Below are 23,348 nucleotides of genomic sequence, written 5' to 3' on the forward strand. Positions count from 1 at the left end.
ATAACCATGTTCCGCGCCGCAGATATTGTAGGAATTCGACGCCGTAACGATTTTCCCGTCGTGTCGCTGCCGCCGCGCCGGCGCTTTGCGTCTCACCGCGAACGGTGCCAAGGCGCCGCGGATCATGATGTTCCCGCTTGTCCGCCCCGCCCTGTTCGCGCTCGACGCCGAACGCGCCCACCGCCTGACGATCGCGCTGCTCGCGGGCTGGGCCCGCATCGGGACGCCGGGCGCGCGCACCGTCGACGACGCGATCCTGCGCACCGGCGTCGCCGGGCTCGCCTTCGCGTCGCCGGTCGGGCTGGCGGCGGGCGTCGACAAGGATGCGGAGGCGATCCGCGGCTTCCTGGCGCTCGGCTTCGGCAGCGTCGAGGTCGGCACGCTCACCCCGCATCCACAGGCGGGCAACGCGAAGCCGCGGCTGTTCCGGCTGGTCGAGGATCGCGGCGTCATCAACCGGATGGGGTTCAACAACGGCGGCATCGGCGCGGCGCTGTCGCGGATCCATGCGTTTCGCACCGGACGCGCGGGCATGGGCGTGCTCGGCATCAACGTCGGCGCCAACAAGGAGTCGACCGATCGCGTCGCGGACTACGCCACCGGGGTCGCGCTGGCGCAGGGGCTGGCGGATTACGTGACGATCAACATCAGCTCGCCCAACACCCCCGGGCTGCGCGATCTCCAGCATGGCGACGCGCTGGCCGAACTGCTCGCCGCCGCCCGCGCGGGGACGACGAAGCCGCTGTTTCTCAAGGTCGCGCCCGATCTCGACGCCGCCGGGATCGATGGCGTGTCGCGCGCCGCGATCGATCACCGGATCGACGCGCTGATCGTCGGCAACACCACGCTCTCTCGCGATGGCCTGACGTCGCGCCACGCGGGCGAGGCGGGGGGCCTGTCGGGCGCGCCGCTCGCGACGCTGGCGCGCACCCGGCTCGGCGATTTTCGCCGCGCGACGGGTGCGCAGATTCCGCTGGTCGCGGCGGGCGGCATCGGCAGCGCGGCGGAGGCCTATGCCCGGATCCGCCTCGGCGCCAGCCTCGTCCAGATCTACAGCGCGCTGGCGTATGAGGGGCCGGGGCTGCCGGTGCGGATCGCGCGCGAGCTTGCCGCGCTGCTGCGCCGCGACGGCTTCGCCTCGGTCGGCGAGGCGGTCGGCACCGCGCGCGACTGAGCGACGGGCACGGGGGCGGGCTCGACGAGGACCCGCCCCTCGCGCCGCGGATCGTACCCGCCGTCGATCGCGCCGCCGCGCACGATCACCCCCTGCAACCCCGAATCCTCGCCCTGCCCCGGCCGCAGCACGATGCCGCGCGCCGCCAGCGCCGAGAGGATCGCGGGCGGGAACTTCGTCACTTCGCCCTGGAAGCTCCCCCCCCGCGCGACGAGGTTGGGCAGCGCCAGCGCCGCCTGCATCGGCAACCCCCAGTCGACCGCGCCGACCATCGCCTTGCCGACATAGGCGAGGATCGAATTGCCCCCCGCCGAGCCCAGCGCGCCCGCGAACCGGCGCTCGCCGTCGAGCAGCACCAGCGGCGTCATCGACGACCGCGGCCGCTTGCCCGGCGCGACCGCGTTCGCCGCCGCGCGCCCGTCGGCGTCGCGCGGGGTGAACGAGAAATCGGTCATCTGGTTGTTGAGGAAGAACCCGTCGACCATCCGCCCCGATCCGAAGATCGATTCGACCGTCGTCGTCATCGACACGACGTTGCCCTGCGCGTCGCCGACGACGAAGTGCGACGTCCCCATCGGCTCCAGCGTCCGGTCGCGCGCCGCGACCGGCGCACCCGCGGGGTTCCCCGCGACCGGCGGCGGCCCGGCGGTCGCGCCGATCAGCCGCGCGCGCTGCGCGACATAGGCAGGGTCGAGCAGTCCCTTCACCGGCACCTGCACGAACGCGGGATCGCCGACATAGCGATCGCGATCCGCGTACATCAGGCGGCTCGCCTCCGCGAACAGGAACCACGCCTGCGGGTCCTGCGGGCCGCGCGTCGCGATGTCGGTCCGCTCGAGCAGCGCGAGCAGCTGGAGCATCCCCACCCCGCTCGACGGCGGTGGCGGCGTGCACACGAGATACACGCGGTACTGCCCGCAGAGCGCGTCACGCACCACCGGGCGATAGGCGGCCAGATCCGCGAGCGTCATCGACCCCGCCAGCTCGCCCTGATGCACCCGCTCGACGATCCGCCGCGCGGTCTCGCCGGTATAGAGCGCGTCCGCCCCCTGCGCCGCCAGCCGCCGGAGGAACCCGGCATAGGCCGGATTGCGCAACCGGTCCCCCGCCTGGAGCAGGCCGCCGCCGGGCCGCGCGAAATAGGCCAGCACATCGGGCGCGGTCGACTCGGGAAACGCCCCGCTCGCCAGCATCCGCGCCAGCCGCGGCGAGACGTCGAAACCGTCGCGTGCGGTCCGCTCCGCATCGCCGAACAGCGCGCGCCACGGCAGCGCGCCGTGCTTCGCATGCGCCAGCGCCAGCATCCGCACCGCCCCCGGTACGCCCGTCGCGCGCCCGCTCAGCACCGCCCGCGCGAACGGCAGCGGCCGCCCGCCATCGTCGAGGAACATGTCCGCGGTCGCCCCCGCCGGCGCGGTCTCGCGCCCGTCATAGACCGTCACCGTGCGCGACGCGGCGTCGTACCGGGTCATGAACGCGCCACCGCCGACGCCCGAACTCTGCGGCTCGACCAGCGACAGCATCGCCTGCACCGCGACCGCGGCGTCCACCGCGCTCCCCCCACGCCGCAGCACCGCCATCCCCGCCTCGGTCGCCAGCGGGTTCGCCGCGACCGCGAAGATCTGCGCGTGCGGGCGCGCGGCCGCGTCGGGGGCTGCGCGCGGCGGCACGGTCGCGCAGGACGCGAGCGCCAGCGCGACGCAGGAGACGAGAACCCGGACCAGCTTCACAAATCTTGCTCCCGCACGCATGTCGACATCGAATCGATACCGCGGGACAGGCGAAGCGTCCACGCCCGCAACGCGCTGGCGCAAGCGGCGCCGCATCCCTAAGATCCCGATGCTACGGAACAACCGCCCGTCTCGCGCTGTGGGAGAACGGGCGCGAGAGGATGGCCCGATGCGCAGGCTCGAACATTTCCCCAATCTCGTCGCGATGTTCTTCGCCCGCGCACGCGAACGCGGCGACACGCCGTTCCTGTGGCGCAAGCAGGACGGCACGTGGCAATCGATATCTTGGACGGACGCCGCGCGTCAGGTCGCCAGCCTCGCCGCCGCGCTGAAGGCGATCGGGCTGAACCCGGGCGACCGCGTGATGCTGGTCAGCGAGAACCGCCCCGAATGGTGCCTGTCCGATCTGGCGATCATGGCCGCCGGGTGCATCACCGTCCCCGCCTACACCACCAATACCGAGCGCGATCACGCGCACATCATCGAGAACAGCGGCGCGCGCGCGGTGATCGTGTCGACCCAGAAGCTGGCGAGCGTGCTGATGCCCGCGGTGCTGCGATCGATCCACATGCAGATGGTGATCGGGATCGAGACGCTGCGGCTCGGCCAGTCCGCGGTCGCCTGCCACGGCTGGCACGCGCTGATCGCGGCGCACCCCGCGGACCCCGCCACCGCCGCCGCGACCGCCAGTTTCGCGCGCGACGACCTGGCGTGCATCATCTATACCAGCGGCACCGGCGGCGCGCCGCGCGGAGTGATGCAGCATCACGGCGCGATTCTCCACAACGTCGCGGGCTGTGCCGCGGTGATCGCGAACGACTTTGGCTGGGGCGACGAGGTGTTCCTGTCGTTCCTGCCGCTCAGCCACGCCTATGAACATACCGGCGGCCAGCATCTGCCGATCGGGCTCGGCGGACAGATCTACTATGCCGAAAGCCTCGACCGGCTGGCCGCGAACATCGAGGAGGTGCGCCCGACGATCATGTTCGTCGTGCCCCGCCTGTTCGAGGTGCTGCGCACGCGGATCAGCAAGGCGATCGAGAAGCAGGGCGGGATGGCCAGCCGGCTGCTGGGCATGGCGCTGGAGGTCGGCAACCGCCGGCTCGACGGGCGACTGCGCCTCGTCGATCGCCCCGCCGCACTGCTGGTCGACACGCTGTTCAAGCCCAAGATCGCGCGGAAGTTCGGCGGCCGGATGAAGGCGATGGTGTCGGGCGGCGCGCCGCTGACGCCCGAGGTCGGCGCGTTCTTCCACTCGCTCGGCGTCACCTTCCTCCAGGGCTATGGCCAGACCGAGGCGGCGCCGGTGATCTCGTGCAACCACCCGTCCGCGGGGATCAAGATGGATACCGTCGGCCCCCCGCTCCCCGACACCGAGGTGCGGATCGCCGACGATGGCGAGATCCTCGTGAAGGGCGAACTCGTCATGCACGGCTATTGGCGCAACGAGGCGGAAACCGCGCGCGTCCTCCAGGACGGGTGGCTCCACACCGGCGACATCGGCGAGATCGACGAGCGCGGTCGCATCCGCATCACCGATCGCAAGAAGGACCTCATCATCAACGACAAGGGCGACAATGTCGCGCCGCAGAAGGTGGAGGGGATGCTGACGCTCCAGCCCGAGATCGCGCAGGCGATGATCGCGGGCGACAGGAAGCCGCACATGGTCGCGGTGATCGTCCCCGATGCGGAATGGACGCAGGAATGGTGCGCGGCGAACGGCGACCGGTGCGACTTCGCCTCGCTGGCGCAGAACCCGGACTATCGCGCCGCGCTGCTCCGCGCGGTCGAGCGCACCAACCGCGACCTGTCGGTGATCGAGCGCGTCCGCAAGGTCATCCTCGCCGACGAACCCTTCGCCATCGAGAACGAACAGCTCACCCCCAGCCTCAAGATCCGCCGCCACGTCCTGCGCCAGGTCTATGGCGAACGGCTCGACGCGTTGTACCGCGGCTAGCCCCGGCCGGCGGGCGCCTCCACCCGAAGCCCGCAGGACGCCCGGACCGATGCACGGACGGCGTCGAGCATCCGCCCCGCCTTCTCCGGATCCCGCTCCACCCGCGCCATCGCGATCGCGCCGACCATCGTCGCGATCGCCGCGGCTGCGGCGACGTCCGCATCGTCATGGCCCGTCGCGGTCAGCAACACCGCGACGCCGTCGGCCAGCCGCCCCGTCGCCGCCGCGAACCGGTCCGCCGCCGCAGCGGGCAACAGCGATGCCTGCCCGGCGAGGATCGGGATCGGACAGCCGCGCTCGGGCCGGTCGCGATGCGCGATCGACAGATACCAGTCGATGAACCGGGACAGCGTCGCTGCGGGGTCGACGCCGTCCTCGCGCTCGAAGACGAGCGCATGGCGCTCCTCGAACATGAGCGCGACGGCCTGGACGATCAGGTCGTCCTTCGACGCGAAATGGGCGTAGAATCCGCCGTGCGTCAGCCCTGCGCGCGCCATCACCTGCGCCACGCTCACCCGATCGACGCCGTCCGCCCGGATCGCGGCGGCCGCTTCCGTCAGCACCCGTCGTCGCGTCTGCGCCTTGTGTTCGCCGTCATACCGCATGTCGCTTCCTCAATGGACGTCGGCCGGGCTCGCCGGTGCCTCGGCCGGCGGCGCCTTGCAGAACGGCACCATCACCAGCGCGGCGAGGAACATCCACGCCATCACGCGGAACACCTCGTCGAAGCCGATCGTCAGCGCTTCCCGCGCGACGATCCGCGCGAAGGTCGATTGCGCGAGCCGCTGTGCGTGATCGGCGTCGGGCGTCACGGCGGCGAACCCCGTGGCCAGCCGGGCGATCGCCTCGCGCGCCTGCTGCCCGCCGCCCGCCATCGCCTCGCCGAACCGCAGCATCTGCGTCCGGCTGCCATCGCCCAGCCAGGTGTTCACCGTCGCGATGCCGATCGCGCCGCCCAGGTTGCGCATCAGGTTGAACAGCCCCGACGCGGAGCGCAACTCGGGGCCCTGGAAGGCGGAGAGCGCCATGCCGACGCTCGGCACGATGCACAGCATCGCGAACAGGCCGCGCAGCAGCTGCGGCACCAGCAGTTCGTCGAACCCCCAGTTCGATCCCAGATGCGAGGTGAGCCACAGGCTGCCCGAAAAGCCCAGCAACCCGATCGCGATCACGATCCGCCGGTCGACATGGTTCGAGGCCCAGGCCGCGATCACCGTGCTGACCAGCTGGCCCGCGCCGACGACGAACACCGTCGTCCCGATCTCCAGGCTGTTGTACCCGCGCACGCGGCCCAGGAACACCGGCACCAGATAGGTGGAGGCATAGATGCCGAACCCGATCACCAGGTTGAACAGGCACGCGAACGCGAAGGTGCGGTTGCGGAACGGCGAGATGCGTACGATCGGATTGCGCGAATACAGCGACCGTTCGACGAACAGGCACAGCCCCACGAACGACAGCCACGCCGCGACCACGATCTGCGGATCGCCGAACCAGTCCTTGCGCGGCCCTTCCTCCAGCACATATTGCAGGCCGGCGAGCGCCAGCGCCATCGCCGCCAGGTGCGACCAGTCGATCCGGCCGAACATCCCCGCGTCCGCGCGGTCGACATCGACGAACAGGATCGTCAGCACGGTGACCGCAAGGCCCGGCACCACGTTGATGAAGAAGATCCAGCGCCATCCGATCGTATCGGTGATGACGCCGCCCACCGTCGGCCCCAGCGTCGGCGCCAATACGGATACCATGCCGAGGATCGCGGGGATGAAGGCGCGCTGCTTCCCCTCGAAGATCGTGAAGCCGACGGCGAACACGCTCGGCACCATCGCCCCGCCGACGAACCCCTGCAGCGCACGGAAGGCGATCATCGAATCGATGTTCCACGCGATCCCGCACGCGACGCTCGACAGCGTGAACAGTCCCGCGGACGTCGCGAACAGCCAGCGCGTCGACATGGCCTGTGCCAGGAACGCGGAGAACGGGATCATCACCAGCTCCGCCATCAGATAGGCGGTCTGCACCCAGCTGATCTCGTCGGGGCCGGCGGACAATCCGGACTGCACGTCGTTCAGCGACGCCGCCACGATCTGGATGTCGAGCAACGCCATGAACTGCCCGAAGGCCAGCACCCCGAAGATCAGGTATTTTCGCGACAGCGCAAGCGCCAGCGGATCGGGGGCCGGCCGTCCACTCATGCCGATGGCCGTCATGCCGCTACCACCCCTTGTCGCCCGATACGCTTTATATTATGGCTATCATTCAATCGCTGCAAGGGGGGATTGGTGGACGCCGATACGCTGGAAACGCCGCCGGGGGGCTGGCGCCGCAGGCTGCCTGCGCGCAGGACCGTCCTCGCCTCGGCGATCGCCATCGCGGTCGCGGTGGCCGGCTGGCTGTGGATCACCGCCGCCCCGACCAGCGAGTCGACCGACGACGCCTATGTCGCCGCCGACACCACCACGGTCGCGCCGAAGGTGCGCGGGCTGGTATCCGCCGTGCTGGTGCGGGACAACCAGGCGGTCCGCGCCGGTCAGGTGATCGTGCGGATCGATCCGGAGGAGTTCGACGCGCGCGTGGCGCAGGCGCAGGCCGCGGTCGCGGATGCGGAGGCGGGCGTCGCCGCCGCGCACGCCGCGCTCGTCAGCCTCGAGGCGGAACGACGGCTGGCCACCGCGCAGACGATCGCGGCGCGCACCGCGATCCGCTCCGCCGATGCGCAGGCGGGCCGCGCCCGTGCCGACAGCGAGCGGTTCGGCGCGCTCGTCACCAGCGGCGCGGTGTCGCGACGCGACGCGGAAAGCTATGCCGCGGCGACCGTCACCGCGGATCAGGACGCCGCACGCGCACGCGCGCTGCTGGCCGTGTCGGGCGAGTCGGCCGGCGTCACCGACGCGCGGCGCGGTGGCCTGCTCGCTGCGCTGCGGACCGCGGAGGCCCGGGTCGGACAGGCGCGCGCCGCGGCGGCGCTGGCCCGGCAGGATCGTCGCCATACCGAGATCGTCGCCGCGATCGACGGCACCGTCGGCAACCGGCAGGTGCGGGTCGGCGATTACGTCCAGCCCGGCACCCGCCTGTTGTCGCTGGTTCCGCTCCACGCGCTGTACGTCACCGCCAATTTCAAGGAGACGCAGACCGCCCGCATGCGCCCCGGCCAGCGTGCCGAGATCGAGGCGGACGCGCTGCCCGGGCACGCATTGCACGGGACGGTGGACAGCCTGGCGCCGGGTTCGGGCTCCACCTTCTCGCTGCTGCCGTTCGAACCGGGAACCGGCAATTTCACCAAGATCGTCCAGCGCATCGGCGTCAGGATCCGGTTCGATCCCGGCCAGCCCGCGCTGGACACCCTGCGTCCGGGCCTGTCGGTCGCCGCACGGGTCCATCTCGACCAGCGAAAATAGGAAAGCCCATGGACGTCCTTCGCAACAACACCGGCCGCCTGTCCGGCCTCGAGCAATTGCGCGCGCTGATGGCCGACGATACGCCGCCGCCGATCGGCCGGACGATGGGCTTCACGCTGATCGAGATCGAGGAGGGTCGCGCAGTGTTCGGCGGCAGTCCCGGCCACAGCGTCTTCAACCCGATCGGATCGGTGCACGGCGGCTATGCGGCGACATTGCTCGACAGCGCCTGCGGCTGCGCGGTCCACTCGCGGTTGAGCGCGGATCAGGGGTTCACCACGCTCGAACTGAAGGTGGCGTATCACCGGCCGCTGGGCGAGGCGAGCGGCCCGATCCGGGCGGAGGGGCGCGTCGTCTCGATCGGTCGCCGTGCCGCGTTCGCGGAAGGCCGGCTGACCGATCGGGAGGGCCGCCTGTGCGCGACCGCGACGTCCACGCTGCTGGTCTTTCCGCTCGAACGCCCGGCGACCGACGCCTGAACCCGGGGCCCGGCCGTCAGGCGTCGAACCCGACGAACACGGCCGCCTCCTCGATCGGCTTGCGTTCGGAGACGACCGCGTTGGCGGGAAAGCGTGCGTCGGGCCAGCCCAGCGCGATGCTCTTCATGATGACCTGGTCGTCGGGTATCCCCGCATGCTCGCGCACCACCGGGGACTGCATGATGCCCTGGCTGTTGATGACGGTGCCCAGCCCGCGCGACCACGCGGCATTGACCAGCGTGGTGGCCACGGCGCCGCAGTCGAACGGGGTATCGTCGCTGCCGTCGACCGCCCGGTCATAGGTGATGACGACGCAGACCGGCGCATCGAACTGGCGGAAGCCGCGCAGCACCCAGTCCTGCCTCGCGTCCGTGTCGTCGCGTGCGATCCCCATCGCGGCGAACAGCTGCTTGGCGACGCCCACCTGACGGTCGCGATGCGCCCCCGCGAACGCCTGTCCGGTCCGGAACTCGCGCGATTGCGGGACGCCCGCGATCGTCCGTTGGGTATTGCCGGCACGGATCCGGTCGAGCGGCGCGCCGGTGATGACGTAGAAATGCCAGGGCTGCGTGTTCATCGACGAGGGCGATCGCATCGCCAGCGCGATGATCTCCTCGATCAACCGCCTGGGTACGGGCTCGGGGCTGTAGCCGCGGATGCTGCGGCGCCCCAGGACGACGTCGTCGAACTGCACTGTCGGCTCTCCCCGTGAATCGGCCGTTGTCCGCCGTCGGCCACACCTGCGGCAGGCGGTCGCGATGCGCAATCCCCGGCCCCGTGCCGGTCGGGGCCAGACGCCCCGCGATGCCGTCGGCGGCCCGTTCCAGACTATCGAAGTCGAGGCGCACCGTCGCGATGTCGCGATCGACGCGATGGCGCGGTTCCACCTCGACCGGTTGAGCGCGCCGACGATGGCCGACGACGATCGCGGCGGGCGAACGCGTGCCGATCGTCGCCGGCGGCACCGGGCGGAGCAAGCCCGATCCCGATTGACGCGCCCCCCACCCGTCCCTAACGGCGGCGCTGCGACAGGTTCCCCGGCGACGGGGATGAAAAGGGAACGGGGTCATTCCCCGGCTGCCCCTGCAACTGTGAGCGGCGAGCCGTCGTGCCACATGCCATTGGGATCCCGGTCCCGAGAAGGCGGCACGACAGCCTTGACCCGCGAGCCAGGAGACCTGCCCGTCGCGGTCGTCCTTCGTCCGGCCAGGGTGCGCCGAGCGGACGGGTAGAAACCCGAGAGACGACATCGCCGGCCTGCGTCTGACGCGGGGCGCGCGAGGTCGTGTCCTCGTGCCCCCGCGCCCGGCGCCGGCCCACGACGTCATGGGGGACTATCGATGCTGACGACCACGCTGTTTCTGACTCTCGCACTCGCCGCGCCCGGCGCGGCAAACTTTTCCGGCGCCGCGCCCGGCGCGGCAAACCTTTCCGGCGCCGCACCCGACGCAGTCGAGCCGCAGACCGCCGCGCCCGACGCGGCCGCCGCCACCACCACTGGCACCGACGCACGCGACATCGTCGTCACCGCCACCCGCTCGCCCACGCCCGTCGAGCGCATCGCCTCCTCGGTCACCGTCCTCGACAAGGCCGACATCGATCGCGCGCAGGATCTGGGCGTGTCCGATCTGCTGTTGCGCACGCCGGGCGTCTCGCTGTCGCGCAACGGCGGCTACGGCACCGCGACCAGCCTGAAGCTGCGCGGCGCGGAAGCCGACCAGACCGTCGTCGTCATCGACGGCGTAAAGCTCAACGATCCCTCCTCGACCGGTGGCGGCTACAACTTCGCCAACATGCTCGTCGGCGATGCGCAGAGAATCGAGGTCCTGCGCGGGCCGCAGTCGATCCTGTGGGGCAGCCAGGCGATCGGCGGCGTCGTCAACATCGTCACGCCGCTCCCCGACAAGCCGCTGGAGGCGTCGTTCGACGTCGAGGCGGGCTCGCGCGAGACCGTCAGCGCACGCGCCGGGATCGGCGGCCGGACCGGCCCGCTCGCGTGGCGGATCGGCGCGCAGGCGTTCACCACCGACGGCATCTCCGCGATCGCACCCTCGGCGGGCGGAATCGAGAAAGACGGCTACGCGAACCAGAGCCTCTCGGGCCGCGCGCTGCTCGAGATCGTTCCCGGCGTCACCGCCGACCTGCGCGGCTATTACTCGAACGGGCGCGTCGAGATCGACGGGTTCAGCGGCGACACGCTGGAATATGGCAAGACGCAGGAGTTCGTCGGCTATGCCGGCCTGAACGTCGACCTGTTCGACGGCCGCCTGCACAACCGCTTCGCCTATGGCTATACCGACACCGATCGCGACAACTACAACCCCGCGCGCGCCGGCCGCGCGATCACCTTCGACGCCGCGGGCCGCAACGAGCGGCTCGAATATCAGGGCAACCTCGCGGTGGCCAAAGGGATCGACGCGGTGTTCGGCATCGAGAACGAGGTGTCGCGCTTCCGCAGCGTCTCCCCCGCCGCCTCGCTCGCCACGCCGATCCCCGCCCCCGCCCGCGGTCGCGCCGAGCTCACCGGCATCTACGCGCAGGTGAACGCGCAGATCGTCGCCGGGCTCACGCTCACCGGCGGGGTCCGCAACGACGATCACAGCCGCTACGGCTCGCGCACGCTGCTCGCGGGCGGCGGCGCGTGGGCGCTCCCCACCGGCACCACGATCCGCGCCAGCTACAGCGAGGGCTTCAAGGCCCCCTCGCTCTACCAGCTCTTCTCGGAGTTCGGGAACCGCGGGCTGAGCCCCGAGGAAGCGACCGGCTGGGAAGCGGGTGCGGAACAGCAGCTGCTCGACGGCAAGGTCGCATTCGGGGGAACGTATTTCGAGCGCCGCTCCACCAACCTCATCACCTTCGCCAGCTGCGCCTTCCCGACCTCGACCGATCCGCTGTGCGTCACGCCCGGCACCACCACCGCACGGTTCGGCTATTATCTCAACGTCGCGAAGGCGCTCGCGCGCGGGGTCGAGGCATCGGCGCGCGTGAAGCTGGGCGAGCGCATCCTGCTCGACGGCAACTACACATGGACCAAATCGGAGGACCGCTCGGTCGGCACCGCCAATTTTGGTCGCCAGCTCGCACGCCGTCCGCGCAACACCGCCAACGCCTCCGCCAGCTACACCTTCGCGGGCGGCGGTTCGTTCGGCACCGCGGTGCGCTGGTCGGGCCGGTCGTTCGACAATGCCGCGAACACCACCCGGCTCGCCCCCTATGCGCTGGTCGACCTGCGCGGCGACATCCCCATCGCGCCGGGCGTCCGCCTGTTCGCGCGCGTCGAGAACCTGCTCGACAAGGAGTATTTCACCGTCGCCCGCTACGGCACGCTCGGCCGCAGCATCTACGCCGGCCTGCGGGGGCGCTTTTAAATGCGCAATCCCTGGGTCCCGATCCTGACGGGGGCGAGCGCGGTCACCACGCTCGCGCTCGCCTGCGCGACGCCCTTCTCCGCGCTGGCGGCGATCGCGGCGACGCGGATGCGCCTGCGCGACGCGCTCGCGCTGATGGCGCTGGCCTGGGCGACCAGCCAGGCGATCGGCTTCTGCGTCCTCGACTATCCGCGCGACGCACGCACGATCGCCTGGGGCGCGGCGATGCTCACCGCCGCGCTCGCGGCCGGCGTCGCGGCGCAGTGGGGCGCGGGCACCGCGCGCGCCGCGTGGCTGCGCGTCGCGACCGCCTACGGCACCGGGTTCGTCGCGTACAAGGCGGTGCTGCTCGCCTGGTCGTTCGTGCTCGGCGGCGTCCACGTCGCCGCCTCGCCGTACTGGACCGCACGCCAGTTCGGGCGCGAGGCGCTGATCCTCGCCGCGCTGCTCGCGCTCTACCACGCCGCGGTCGCGCTCGGCGTCCCCGCCGCCCGGCGCGAGCGGGCGGCATGACGCTGGCGCCCGCTCGCGACGGGGTGGCGATCGTCGCCTGCTCCACCTGCCGCCTCGCGGGTGCCGACCCCGCCGCCCCGCGCGACGGCGCGAAGCTCGCCGACGCGCTCCGCCGCCTCCAGTCGGCCGACCCGCGCTACGCCGCGATCGCGGTCGAGGCGATGCCCTGCCTGTTCGCGTGCGGCGACGCCTGCACCGTCCACCTGCGCGGCCCCGGCCGCATCGGCTATGTCCTCGGCCGCTTCGCCCCCACCGACGACGACGCCCGCGCGATCCTCGACTATGCCGCACGCTACGCCGACAGCGCGGAGGGCCAGGTGCCGTACCGCGACTGGCCCGAAGGCGTGAAGGGCCATTTCCTCGTCCGCGTCCCGCCCCCCGGCCGGATCGTCGCATGACATATTTCGCCGACGCCCAAGCCTTCGCCGACGCCCTCGCCACGCTGCCCGACGCCGACGCCCCCGCGATCGCCGCCGCCCGCGCCCGCCAGGCGCAGCTCACCAAGCCCCCCGGCTCGCTCGGCCGGCTCGAGGACATCGCGGTTTTCCTCGCCGGGTGGCAGCGCCACGCGATTCCCCGCATCGACCACGCCCGCGCGATCGTCTTCGCGGGCAACCACGGCGTCGCCGCGCGCGGCGTCAGCGCCTACCCCGCAGACGTCACCGCGCAGATGGTCGCCAATTTCGAGGCGGGCGGCGCCGCGATCAACGCGCTCGCCGCCACCGCGGGGCTCGACCTGTCGATCGTCGCGCTCGACCTCGACACCCCCACGCACGATTTCACGCAAGCCCCCGCGATGGACGACGCCGCCTGCCTCGCCGCGCTGAACGCCGGCGCCGCCAGCATCGCGGGCGCGGACATCGTCGTCCTCGGCGAAATGGGGATCGCAAATTCCACCGCCGCCGCCGCGCTCTGCGCGACCAGCCTCGGCGGCATCGCCACCGACTGGGTCGGCCGCGGCACCGGAATCGACGACACCGCGCTCGCACGCAAGATCGCCACGGTCGACGCCGCCATCGCCCTCCACGGCTGCGACCACGACGCATTCGAAACGCTGCGCCGCGTCGGCGGGCGCGAGACCGCCGCGATCACGGGCGCGGTCCTCGCCGCACGCCACGCGCGCATCCCCGTCATCCTCGACGGCTTCATCGGCACCGCCGCGATCGCCCCGCTCGCGCGCGCGAACCCGGCGATCGTCGCGCACTGCCTCGCCGGACACCGCTCGGTCGAGCCAGGCCACACCCGCCTGCTGGGCGCGCTCGCGCTCGATCCGCTGCTGTCGCTCGGGATGCGACTGGGCGAGGGCAGCGGCGCGGCGGTCGCGATGCTCGTCGTCCGCGCCGCGCTCGCCGCGCATGCCGGGATGGCCACCTTCACCGAAGCCGGGGTGTCGACGTGACGCAGGACTTCACGACGCTCTACCTGATGCGCCACGGCGAGCCCGCGCTCACCGGCCGGATGCTCGGCCGCACCGATTGCGACGCCACCCCCGCGGGCATCGCCGCCTGCGTCGCGCAGGCCGCCGACCTCGACGTTGCGCACATCGCCTCGTCCGATCTCGAACGCGCCGCCGCCTGCGCGCAGGCGATCGCGGACGGCCGCCCGGTCCTCTGCGATCCCCGCTGGCGCGAACTCGACTTCGGTGAATGGGACGGCCAGCGCGCCACCGACATCGATCGCGCGCTCGCCGAGCGCTTCTGGGCGGACCCCGATGGCGCCCCGCCGCCCGGTGGCGAGCGCTGGTCCGCGCTCGTGGCGCGCGTCGCCGCCGCGATCGACGCACTCCCCGCCGAGCCCACGCTGGTCGTCACGCATGGCGGCGCGATCCGCGCGGCGCTGTCGCACCTGTGCGGGCTCGATACCGATCAGGTCTGGGCGATCGACCTGCCCTATGCGGTCGTCGTCGCGCTGCGCATCTGGCCGGGCACGCAGCGTCCCGGCCAGCGATACGGCCAGATCACCGGCCTCTGGCCATGAAGCGCCTCGCGGTCGCGCTGTCGTTCCTGACGCGACTGCCCGTGCCGCAGGTCGAGGCCGAAGCGGCAGACTTCGCCGCCGCGATCCGCTGCTACCCGCTCGTCGGCCTGGCTGTCGGCGCGATCGTCGCAGGCGCGGCGTGGCTCGGTGCGCTGGCCGACCCATGGCTCGGCGCGCTCGCCGCGCTGATCGCCTGGGTCGCGGTCACCGGCGCGCTCCATCTCGACGGGCTCGCCGACGTCGCCGACGGCGTCGGCGCCGCGCACCGCGCTCCCGCCCGCCTCCTCGCGGTGATGGCGGACCCGCATGTCGGCAGCTTCGGCGTCGTCGCGCTGGTGCTCCAGCTGCTCGCCAAGCTCGTCGTCCTCCGTGCGCTCGTTGCCGATCCGCTCGCGATCGCGCTGGTCCCCTTCGCCGCGCGCATCGCCCCGCTGGCCTGGGCACGGTGGCTCCCGCCGCTCAAGCCCGGTGGCCTCGGCGCCACGATCGCCGGCGCGGTTCGCGCGCGCGACCTCATCGGCTGGAGCGCGCTGCTCGTCCTCGCCGCCACCACTGTCCCCGCCCTGCTCGCGACACCCGTCCTCGCGCTGGTCTTCGCAGTGTGGGCGAAGCACCGCATCGGCGGCGTTACCGGCGACGTCCATGGCGCAGGGATCGAACTGGTCGAGACGGCGCTGCTGGTCGCGGTCCTGACGACAACGCACTTGGTATAACGCCCGAAATCCATTTCACCGTCACCCCGGACTTGATCCGGGGTGACGCTTCTTCTGGGATGTTGGACAAAAGCGGGACCCCGGATCAAGTCCGGGGTGACGGTATGGTCTAGGTAAGGCCCTGCGCCCTCAGTCCGCCCGCCGCGCCACCGCCAGGATCGCGTCCACGTCGACGCACCGCTCCAACTCGCCCGCGATCGCCTCCAGCGCCGCATCGACCGACGCCGCATGGTCCGGCCCCACGCCCTCCGCCCCGATCCGCGCGAGCCACGGCCGCCGCTGCGCCGCCGCCCCGAACAGCCCGTGGACATAGCTTCCCGCCACCAGCCCGTCCGCGCTGATCGCGCCGTCGACCGATCCGTCCGCGAACCGCACCAGCGGTCGCGCCGTCCCCGCGCCCGACGTCACCCCCATATGCATCGCATAGCCCTCGAACGGCGCGCCCAGCGCGGTGCCGGACACCCGCTCCAGCGTCTTCGCCCCCGTCAGCACCGTCTCGACGTCGAGCAGCCCCAGTCCCGCCGCGACCCCCGCCGGCCCCTCGACCCCGTCGGGATCCGCCACGCTCCGACCCAGCATCTGATACCCGCCACACAGGCCCAGCACCGGTCGCCCCTGCCGATGATGCGCGAGAATATCGGTATCCCACCCCTGCGCGCGCAGGAAGGCGAGGTCCGCGATCGTCGCCTTCGATCCCGCCAGCACGATCAGGTCCGCGCGCGGGATCGGCTGCCCCGGCGGCACCATCACCAGCGACACGCCCGGCTCCAGCCGCAACGGATCAAGATCGTCGAAGTTGGATATCCGCGCGGTGATCGGGCACGCGATCACCTTCGCGCCCCCCGCCGCCGCGCCGGGCCGCTCGAGGATCACCGCATCCTCGCTCGGCAGCCGCACCGCGTCCGCCAGCCACGGCACCACCCCCATCCGCTGCCACCCCGTCATCGCCGCGATCGCGCGATAGCCGTCGTCGAACAGCGCGGGATCGCCACGGAACTTGTTGACGAGGAAGCCGTGGATCATCGTCGCGTCCTCGGGCGCGATCACCGCCTTCGTCCCCACCAGCGCCGCGATCACCCCGCCGCGATCGATATCGCCGACCAGCACCACCGGCACGCCTGCCGCGCGCGCGAACCCCATGTTCGCGATGTCGCCCGCGCGCAGGTTGATCTCCGCCGGGCTCCCCGCGCCCTCGACCACGACGATGTCGGCCTCCGCGCGCAGCCGACGATAGCTCGCGAGCACGTCGTCCAGCAGCCCCTCGCGCCCCTCGCGCCAGTTCCGTGCCTGCAACGTCCCGCGCACCTTGCCATGGACGATCACCTGCGAGGTCCGGTCGCCCTGCGGCTTGAGCAGCACCGGGTTCATGTCGACCGACAATTCCGCGCGCGCCGCGATCGCCTGCGTCGCCTGCGCGCGCCCGATCTCGCCGCCATCGGGGGTGACCGCGGCGTTGTTCGACATGTTCTGCGGCTTGAACGGACGCACTGTCAGCCCGCGATTCGCGAACACCCGGCACAACCCCGCGACCAGCACCGACTTGCCCACGTCGGAGCCCGTCCCCTGCAACATCACAGCGCCCCCGCGACACCCGAAGGGTTCGCCTACCAAGCCCACGCGACGCCTCCCGCGACGATCCACAGCAACAGGCACGCGCGCCGATACACCTGCAGCGCGCGCGTCACGTCGCCGGCCTTCGGGTCGCGCCCGTCGCCGATCCACGGCTTCAACTGCGTCACCCCGTCATACGATACCGGCCCCGCTAGCCGGACGCCCAGCACCCCCGCCATCGCCGCCTCGGGCCATCCCGCATTAGGCGAGGCATGCCGCCGCGCATCGCGCCGCATCGTCGCCCAGCCCCCCGCGCCCGCCACGCAGAGCAACACGCCGGACAGCCGCGCCGGCCCCCAGTTCGCGCCATCGTCTACCCGCGCCGCCGCCCAGCCGAACGCGCGCCACCGCGGCTCCTTGTGCCCGATCAGGCTGTCCGCGGTGTTGATCGCCTTGTACGCCCACACCCCCGGCAGCCCGAGCAGCATCAGCCAGACCAGCGGCGCGACGACGCCGTCGCAAAAGCTCTCCGCCAGGCTCTCGATCGCGGCGCGCGAAACCCCCGCCTCGCCCAGCGCCGCGGTATCGCGCCCGACGATCATCGCCACCGCCCGCCGCGCCGCGGGCAGGTCCCCGCGCATCAACGCCGCGCCGACCGGCACGACATGATCGTTGAGGCTCCGCTGCGCCAGCGCCGGCGCCGCCATCACCGCAACCGCGACCCATGCCCACCGCCCCAGCCACAGCGTGGCCAGCGCCTGCACCCCCCAAGCGACACCGCCCGAGACGCCGACGACCATCACGAGCGTTGCGACGCCCAGCACCCGCCGCCGCCGGTCCGACGCGCGCGCATCGTTCCACCACGCCTCGCACCGCGAAATCCCCCACGCGAACGCCCCCACCGGATGCCCGACGCGCGCATAGACCCACCCCGGCCACCCGACCGCGGCGTCGATCGCCAGCGCGACCAGGGCGACCGGATCACCCACCCGCCAGCGCCGCCTCGACCCGCGCCAACACCGCAGGGTCCGCGGGCACGCCGAACCGCACCCGTCCCGGCGCTTCCGCGAACGGCCGCACCAGAATCCCCACCCGCGCCAACGTCTCGAACAGGGGCCGTTCGCTCTCCACCAGCCGGAACAGCGGGCACGCCCCCTGCCCCACCAGCCCCTGCCGCCCGAGCATCGCATCGAACGCCGCCGCGTCCGCCGCCAGCCGCGCCTGCGTCGCCGCGATCCAGTCCGCATCCCGGTACGCCGCGGTGCCATAGGCGATCGCGGTCGCCGACACCGGCCAGCTCCCCAGCAGCGCCCGCAACCGCGTCACGATCCCGGCCGGCGCGATCACGAACCCCAGCCGCACCCCCGCCAGTCCGAAAAATTTCCCGAACGATCGCAACACGATCGTCCGCTCCGGCAGCGCGGGCACGATGCTCGCCCCCGGCACCGCCTCGGCATAGGCCTCGTCGACGATCAGCCACCCCGCCCCCGCCCGCGCGATCACCGCATGCGTCGACAGCACCCGCCCGTCAGGGTTGTTCGGGTTCGCCAGCACCAATGTCCCGAAATCCGCCCGCGCACCTTCGATCGCGACCGGCACCGACGCGCTGAACGCTTCGCCATGCGTCCGATACCCCGGAACCACAGATCGCACCGGCCCGGGCAGCTCGCATTGCGCGAGCAACCGCAGCGCCAGTTCGCTCCCCGGCACCGCGACGACGGTGTCGGGCGATGCCCCGAAGCGCCCGGCGGCCGCAGCCTCCAGCCCCGCCAGCGCGTCGGGCGACGGCAACCGCGTCAGGTCGATCGCCAACGGTGCGCGGGGCCGCCACGCCACCGGGTTGATGCCGGTCGACAGGTCGATCCACGGCCCCGGCGCGTGCGGATACAGCGCCGCCGCCCGGTCCACCCGCCCGCCATGCTCCACGAACGCGTGCGCTGCTGCCCGATCCATCGCGACGCCCTAGGATCAACCCGCCGCCCCCGCATCCCCTTTCGTCATCCCCCACGAAAAACGGGAAACCTCACCCCAGCCCGTGCGACTTCGCCCACGCCTCGAACAACCCCGGCCACGCCGCCGCCGGCTTCCCCGCCGCCCCGCGCAGGCCGAAGCCATGCCCGCCCCGCTCGAACAGATGCGTCTCCACCGGCACGCCCGCGCGCTTCAGCGCCGCCCGGAATTCGATCGTGTTCCCCACGTCGACGGTCGCATCGTCCTCCGCATGAACGAGAAAGCATGGCGGCGTTCCCGCCGTCACGTTCGCCGACGTCGTATGCGCCCGCTCCAGCGCCGGCGAGGCGTCGCGCCCGATCAGCTGCGTGCGCGACCCGCTATGCCCCAGCGGCAGCGCCATCGACTGCACCGCATAGATCGGCGCGATCGCATCGGGCCGCGCGTCCAGCCGGTCCGCCGCATCGACCGGCGCATAGGTCCCCGCCGCGAACCGCGTGCCCAGGTCGCCGCACACATGCCCGCCCGCGGAAAACCCCATCGCCGCCACCCGATCGGGCACGATGCCATACGCCGCCGCCCGCGCGCGGATCACGCGCATCGCACGCTGCGCATCCGACAGCGCGACGTCCGGCCCCGCCGCCCAGCCGTCCCCCGGCAGCCGGTAGAACAGCACGAACACCGTATAGCCCCGCGCCGCCAGCCAGCGCGCGATCTCATACCCCTCCTTGTCGACGACGATCCGCACATAGCCGCCGCCCGGCATCACCAGCACCGCCGATCCGTTCGGCGTCGCCGGGCGGAACACCACCAGCCGCGGCCGCGCGACGCCGCGCACCGCGCGATCGGTCCGCGCCGGGTCCACGCTCCGCTCGTCGACCGTCTCGACCGGCAGCGTAGCGGTCGCCCCCGGCGCGCCGCCCGGCCACAGGTCGATCGTCTCGACCGGATCCGCGATCGCCGGCCGGCGCGGGCCCGCGGGCGGCGCGGTCTGTGCGGAGGCCGCAGCGGCGACCCCGGTCGCCAGCGTGCCCAGCATCACATGGCGGCGGTCGATCATCTCAGGTTCCCGGCTGGATATAGGGCACGCGCGCGAACAGTTCGCGCTGCCAGCGCCGCGGATCGTCCTCGACGCGCGACGCCACATCGAAGATCATCGTCGCGCGTCGCGTCAGGTCGTAGCGCGGCCAGCCCCGTCCCGGATCGCCGGTCGCGGCAAAGCTGACGAACGCGTCCTGCATCGCCTTGCTCGCCGCCCGCGCGTCCGCTCCCGTCCCGGTCTGCGACCCCGGCGCCGCCAGCGTCCCGAACACCAATGGAATGTCGATCGTGTGGAACGCGCCGCGCCGCGGATCCGTCCGCGACGCGAAGTCGACCTGGTACACCCAGGCCGGCGCGCTTGCCGCCGCGCGCGCCTCCGCCTCGATCACCTGCCCGCGCCAGCTCCGCGCCGCCGTCGTCGCGGCATAGAACACGTCCGACGGCGACCATGCCGGATACTGCGCGCGATACTGCGCCACCACCCATTCGGGCAGGATGTCGATCCGCATCTCGGGCACGATCGCAGCGGCGAGGGTGTCCCACGTCAGCGCCTTCACCCGCGTCGAATCGGGCGCAACGAACGCGCGCGTCTCGTCGCGGACGTTGCCCAGGATCATCGGCACCGCGCACCCTTGCGGACTGGCGTCGGGCCAGAACGGATGTCGCGACAGCGTCCGCATGTCGAGGACGGGTCCGAAATACACGCCCCCGCCCAGGATCGGATCGACCGCGTCGAGCGCCTCGACCAGCCGCTCGACCGGCATCGCCATCAGCGGCGACAGATCGCGCTCGTCGACCTTCAGCCACGCCAGATACGCCCGCGCGCGCTCGGTGGCGTGGAGCGGGCCCGACGCGGTCACCTGCTGCCCGCTCATCGTCGCGGCGCGGTGGAACAGGCCCTTCGCCGCGGGCGTCGCGGTCAGCGTCGCGATCTTGGCGCCCCCGCCCGACTGGCCGAACACCATCACCCGCGCCGGATCGCCCCCGAACGCCGCGATATTGTCACGCACCCAGCGCAGCGCGAGGATCAGGTCGAGCTGCCCCGCATTGCCGCTGTCGGGAAACCGCGCATCCAGCCGCGCGAGATACAGATAGCCCAGCGCGTTGAGCCGGTGGTTCACCGTCACCACCACCACGTCGCCCCGCGCCGCCAGCGCCTGCCCGTCGTTGAGCGGGTCGGTGACGCTGCCGTTCGCATAGGCGCCGCCATGGATATACAGCATCACCGGCTTCTTCGCGCGCGGGTCCGCCGCGGTCCAGACGTTCAGGAACAGGCAGTCCTCGGACTGCGGCGTATACGCGCCCTTCTGCGGGCACACCGCCCCGAACGCACGCGCCTCGCGCCGCTGCCCCGGCAGCGACATCGCCACCGGCGCGCGAAACCGCTCTGCCCGCCCATAGCGGATCCCGCGAAACGCGCGCACCCCGCCGTCACGCGTGCCGACGAAGTCCCCCGACGGCGCGCGCACCACCGCATCGCCCTGCGCGCGCGCCACGCCCGCCAGCAGAACCGCCGCGCTCCCGCCAACCACCGCGCGCCGCGTGAAACCCTCGGTCATCTTACCCCACCGTCATCCCAGCGAACGCTGGGATCTCTCTCGACCACGCGAAACCTCAGTCCCGCAGATCCCAAACTCACCGCCGCACGTCGAGCCCGCCCGCCAGATACGCCTCGACATCCGCCGCCCGGAACAGCGCCGCATCCCCCGGCAGCGAATGCTTGAGCGCCGCCAGCGCCAGCCCCGTCCGCGCCGCATCCTCCAGGTCCCCGCCCGAGCGCAGCGCATGCAGCACGCCCGCCGCGAACGCGTCGCCCCCGCCGATCCGGTCGACGATCCCCGACAGCACCACTTCCGCGGTCTGCGCCACCGCAGCGCGCGTCTCCACCCGCGCCGCCAGCCGATGCCGGTCGACATCCTCCACCACCCGCGCGGTCGACGCGATCGTCTGCAACCGCGGGAACGCCGCGAACGCCGCCTCCGCCGCATGCCGCCGCCGGTCCTCGCCGTCGCCTGAGAAATCGTCGCGCCCCAGCAGCAGCGCGATGTCGCGGTGGTTGCCGAACAGCAGGTCCGCGTGGCGCACCAGTCGCGTCAGGATCGCACGCGGGTCGCTGTCCCACCGCGCCCACAACTTCCCCCGCCAGTTCCCGTCGAACGATACCGCCACCCCGCGCGCCGACGCCGCCTCGACCGCCGCCAGCGCGCTTGCCGCCGGCACCGCCCCCAGCGCGGGCGTGATCCCCGACAAATGCAGCCGGTCGACGCCGTCGAGCAGCCCGTCCCAGTCCCACGCCGAAACCGGCGCCTCCGCGAAGCTCGACCCCGCCCGGTCGTAGATCACCTCGGTCGCGCGCAGCCCCGCGCCCGAGGTCACGAGGTACAGCCCCATCCGCTCCCCCGTCAGCGCGATATGCCGCGTGTCGACCCCGTGCCCGCGCAGCGTCGTGACAGCCGCGCGCCCCAGGTCGTTGTCCGGCACCGCACTCGCGAACGCCACGTCGTGCCCCAGCTTCGCCAGCTGCGTCGCCACGTTCGCCTCCGCGCCCGCCACCCACACGTCCAGCCGCGGCGTCTGCAACAGCATCTCGCGACCAGGCGGCGACAGCCGCAGCATGATCTCCCCGAACGCCAGCAGCCGCCCGCTCACCGCGCCAGCCATCCGCCGTCGACCGCGAGGATATGGCCCTGCACGTACTTCGCCGCATCGGACGCGAGGAACACCGCCGCGCCGCCCAGATCCTCCGCGTCGCCCCATCGCCCCGCCGGGATCCGGTCGAGGATCGACCGGTTGCGCGCCTCGTCCGCCTGGAGCGCCGCGGTATTGTTGGTCGCGATATAGCCTGGCGCGATCGCGTTCACCGTCACGCCGTGCTTCGCCCATTCGTTGGCGAGCAGCTTGGTCAGCCCGCCGACGCCGCTCTTCGACGCGGTGTAGCTCGGCACGCGGATCCCGCCCTGGAAGGTCAGCATCGACGCGATGTTGATGATTCGCCCGCCCCCTTGCGCGATCATGTGCCGGCCCGCCGCCTGGCACAGGAAGAACACCGATTTCAAATTGGTGTCGATCACCGCATCCCAGTCGTCCTCGCTGAAATCGACCGCGTCGGCCCGCCGGATGATGCCCGCATTGTTGACGAGGATATCGACCCCGCCCAGCGCCGCCACCGTCTCGTCGACGACGCGCCGGACCGGCTCGATCGTCGACAGGTCCGCCGACACGATCGCGGCCCTGCGCCCGAGCGCGCGGATCTTCTGCGCGGTATCCTCGGCCGGGGTCCGCCCGACGCACGCCACGTCGGCGCCCGCGGCGGCGAGCGCGACCGCGATCGCCTGTCCGATCCCGGTATTCGCACCGGTGACGATCGCGACCTTGTCCGCAAGGTCGAAGGGGTTGGTCATGGAGTGCCTCAAATCCCCCCTCCCGCGTGCGGGAGGGGCCGGGGGTGGGCTCGCGCTGGATCACGAGCGATACCGCTGGAGGCCGGCCGGGCGCCC

Annotated in this window: 20 protein-coding genes, 1 pseudogene and 1 riboswitch; of the genes and pseudogenes, 10 read left to right on the forward strand and 11 right to left on the reverse strand. The window is 72.2% G+C overall.

All coding sequences use genetic code 11. From position 1 onward, the window contains the following. The first annotated feature begins 124 nt into the window (after nt 1–124). The gene (locus tag ACV7NO_RS01360) at nt 125–1,174 is read left to right on the forward strand and encodes a quinone-dependent dihydroorotate dehydrogenase (protein WP_463404246.1); all 1,050 of its coding nucleotides are present in this window, start codon (nt 125–127) and stop codon (nt 1,172–1,174) included. Between the two features lie 95 nt (nt 1,175–1,269). Here the strand turns inward: ACV7NO_RS01360 and ggt are convergent. After that, nucleotides 1,270–3,000 (reverse strand): annotated as a pseudogene (gene ggt / locus ACV7NO_RS01365) (gamma-glutamyltransferase); the annotation flags it as partial. Nucleotides 3,001–3,073: 73 nt separating this feature from the next. Between ggt and ACV7NO_RS01370 the strand changes: the two are divergent. Beyond that, a complete protein-coding gene (locus ACV7NO_RS01370; protein WP_463404247.1) occupies nt 3,074–4,861 on the forward strand; it encodes an AMP-dependent synthetase/ligase in 1,788 nt (595 codons plus the stop codon). Here the strand turns inward: ACV7NO_RS01370 and ACV7NO_RS01375 are convergent. Together ACV7NO_RS01375 and ACV7NO_RS01380 are read right to left on the reverse strand one after the other, a co-directional pair. Next, the gene (locus ACV7NO_RS01375; RefSeq protein WP_463404248.1) at nt 4,858–5,466 is read right to left on the reverse strand and encodes a TetR/AcrR family transcriptional regulator; all 609 of its coding nucleotides are present in this window, start codon (nt 5,464–5,466) and stop codon (nt 4,858–4,860) included. The two genes, ACV7NO_RS01370 and ACV7NO_RS01375, sit on opposite strands and share 4 nt — an antisense overlap. Before the next feature lie 9 nt (nt 5,467–5,475). Further along, nucleotides 5,476–7,071, reverse strand: coding sequence for a DHA2 family efflux MFS transporter permease subunit (locus ACV7NO_RS01380; protein ID WP_463404249.1), 1,596 nt, complete (start codon nt 7,069–7,071; stop codon nt 5,476–5,478). Between the two features lie 72 nt (nt 7,072–7,143). On the opposite strand from ACV7NO_RS01380, the gene ACV7NO_RS01385 reads away from it, so the two are divergent. Then, complete coding sequence (locus ACV7NO_RS01385; protein WP_463404250.1) at nt 7,144–8,259, forward strand: HlyD family secretion protein; 1,116 nt, start codon at nt 7,144–7,146, stop codon at nt 8,257–8,259. An 8-nt stretch (nt 8,260–8,267) separates the two neighbouring features. Next, nucleotides 8,268–8,738 carry a PaaI family thioesterase gene (locus tag ACV7NO_RS01390; RefSeq protein ID WP_463404251.1) on the forward strand — a complete coding sequence of 157 codons (471 nt, stop codon included), beginning with the start codon at nt 8,268–8,270 and terminating at the stop codon, nt 8,736–8,738. A 16-nt stretch (nt 8,739–8,754) separates the two neighbouring features. Here the strand turns inward: ACV7NO_RS01390 and ACV7NO_RS01395 are convergent, their stop codons facing one another. After that, complete coding sequence (locus tag ACV7NO_RS01395; RefSeq protein WP_463404252.1) at nt 8,755–9,432, reverse strand: nitroreductase; 678 nt, start codon at nt 9,430–9,432, stop codon at nt 8,755–8,757. A 319-nt stretch (nt 9,433–9,751) separates the two neighbouring features. Then, a riboswitch (cobalamin riboswitch) is annotated at nt 9,752–9,938 on the forward strand. 140 nt (nt 9,939–10,078) lie between these two features. On the opposite strand from ACV7NO_RS01395, the gene ACV7NO_RS01400 reads away from it, so the two are divergent. Genes ACV7NO_RS01400 through cobS form a run of 6 tightly spaced genes read left to right on the forward strand, consistent with a single transcriptional unit; the run spans nt 10,079 to nt 15,309 of the window. Then, entirely contained in the window at nt 10,079–12,106 is a 2,028-nt protein-coding gene (locus tag ACV7NO_RS01400; RefSeq protein WP_463404253.1) for a TonB-dependent receptor plug domain-containing protein, read from the forward strand. Beyond that, nucleotides 12,107–12,619, forward strand: coding sequence for a hypothetical protein (locus ACV7NO_RS01405; protein ID WP_463404254.1), 513 nt, complete (start codon nt 12,107–12,109; stop codon nt 12,617–12,619). After that, on the forward strand, nt 12,616–13,017 hold the full coding sequence (locus ACV7NO_RS01410; protein WP_463404255.1) for a DUF1636 domain-containing protein: 402 nt from the start codon (nt 12,616–12,618) through the stop codon (nt 13,015–13,017). Before ACV7NO_RS01405 ends, ACV7NO_RS01410 begins: the two co-directional genes overlap by 4 nt. Next, nucleotides 13,014–14,018, forward strand: a complete 1,005-nt coding sequence (gene cobT / locus ACV7NO_RS01415; RefSeq protein WP_463404256.1) for a nicotinate-nucleotide--dimethylbenzimidazole phosphoribosyltransferase — start codon at nt 13,014–13,016, stop codon at nt 14,016–14,018. The genes ACV7NO_RS01410 and cobT overlap by 4 nt, the downstream gene beginning before the upstream one ends. Nucleotides 14,019–14,044: 26 nt before the next feature. Next, nucleotides 14,045–14,596 carry a histidine phosphatase family protein gene (locus tag ACV7NO_RS01420; RefSeq protein ID WP_463407248.1) on the forward strand — a complete coding sequence of 184 codons (552 nt, stop codon included), beginning with the start codon at nt 14,045–14,047 and terminating at the stop codon, nt 14,594–14,596. Beyond that, on the forward strand, nt 14,593–15,309 hold the full coding sequence (gene cobS, locus ACV7NO_RS01425; protein WP_463404257.1) for an adenosylcobinamide-GDP ribazoletransferase: 717 nt from the start codon (nt 14,593–14,595) through the stop codon (nt 15,307–15,309). Before ACV7NO_RS01420 ends, cobS begins: the two co-directional genes overlap by 4 nt. A 129-nt stretch (nt 15,310–15,438) precedes the next feature. Here the strand turns inward: cobS and ACV7NO_RS01430 are convergent, their stop codons facing one another. From ACV7NO_RS01430 to kduD, 7 genes are all read right to left on the reverse strand, one after another. Further along, nucleotides 15,439–16,881 (reverse strand): cobyric acid synthase, encoded by a 1,443-nt coding sequence (locus ACV7NO_RS01430; protein ID WP_463404258.1) that lies wholly within the window; start codon nt 16,879–16,881, stop codon nt 15,439–15,441. 32 nt (nt 16,882–16,913) lie between these two features. Continuing rightward, nucleotides 16,914–17,849 carry an adenosylcobinamide-phosphate synthase CbiB gene (gene cbiB / locus ACV7NO_RS01435; protein WP_463404259.1) on the reverse strand — a complete coding sequence of 312 codons (936 nt, stop codon included), beginning with the start codon at nt 17,847–17,849 and terminating at the stop codon, nt 16,914–16,916. After that, a complete protein-coding gene (locus tag ACV7NO_RS01440; protein WP_463404260.1) occupies nt 17,842–18,813 on the reverse strand; it encodes an aminotransferase class I/II-fold pyridoxal phosphate-dependent enzyme in 972 nt (323 codons plus the stop codon). The genes cbiB and ACV7NO_RS01440 overlap by 8 nt, the downstream gene beginning before the upstream one ends. 70 nt (nt 18,814–18,883) lie before the next feature. Continuing rightward, nucleotides 18,884–19,870 (reverse strand): alpha/beta hydrolase, encoded by a 987-nt coding sequence (locus tag ACV7NO_RS01445; RefSeq protein ID WP_463404261.1) that lies wholly within the window; start codon nt 19,868–19,870, stop codon nt 18,884–18,886. Nucleotide 19,871: 1 nt separating this feature from the next. Then, nucleotides 19,872–21,410, reverse strand: coding sequence for a carboxylesterase/lipase family protein (locus ACV7NO_RS01450; RefSeq protein WP_463404262.1), 1,539 nt, complete (start codon nt 21,408–21,410; stop codon nt 19,872–19,874). 76 nt (nt 21,411–21,486) lie between these two features. Continuing rightward, nucleotides 21,487–22,512, reverse strand: coding sequence for a sugar kinase (locus ACV7NO_RS01455; RefSeq protein ID WP_463404263.1), 1,026 nt, complete (start codon nt 22,510–22,512; stop codon nt 21,487–21,489). After that, nucleotides 22,497–23,252 carry a 2-dehydro-3-deoxy-D-gluconate 5-dehydrogenase KduD gene (gene kduD, locus ACV7NO_RS01460; protein ID WP_463404264.1) on the reverse strand — a complete coding sequence of 252 codons (756 nt, stop codon included), beginning with the start codon at nt 23,250–23,252 and terminating at the stop codon, nt 22,497–22,499. The genes ACV7NO_RS01455 and kduD overlap by 16 nt, the downstream gene beginning before the upstream one ends. Nucleotides 23,253–23,348: the final 96 nt, after the last annotated feature.

The organism is Sphingomonas sp. Ell38C01 (assembly GCF_055231975.1).